This is a genomic window from Desulfovibrio sp. OH1186_COT-070 (genome assembly GCF_003860215.1).
Taxonomy (GTDB): Bacteria; Desulfobacterota; Desulfovibrionia; order Desulfovibrionales; family Desulfovibrionaceae; genus Desulfovibrio.
Genome location: NZ_RQYH01000230.1, coordinates 1 through 348, shown reverse-complemented (window position 1 = coordinate 348; position 348 = coordinate 1). Strand labels below are relative to the sequence as shown.

General features: G+C 28.4%; 1 protein-coding gene. It reads left to right on the top strand.

Annotated features, from left to right (window positions below):
• Positions 1-327 (top strand): hypothetical protein (locus EII23_RS13085; protein ID WP_185702422.1); only part of this gene is annotated, 327 nt, incomplete at its 5' end.
• Between the last annotated feature and the right edge of the window lie 21 nt (positions 328-348).

Below are 348 nucleotides of genomic sequence, written 5' to 3'. Positions count from 1 at the left end.
CCTGAATTATCTACTTTAAAAGATAAAAATGTATCTGCTAAGATAAAGGACGGAGAGATTATATATATTACAATTTTGAGCTCAAATGCAAGTAGTACTGTCAATACAAATTTTAATATTGTAGAAATGACGGGAAAAGTTATTTCAATAACATCTGAAAGTGATGGAAATTTAGTTGAAATAAGAGTTTTAGTTTCGGACAGTAAGCATGTTGAGTCGGGTAGTGTAATAACAATAAAAACTAAAAATAGTTATAAACTCGATCAAATTTTAAATATTAAGGGTAATATTGTTGACTCTAAGCTTGCTAATATAGAAGTTAATTAGGTGAAGGGGAACCTTCACTTT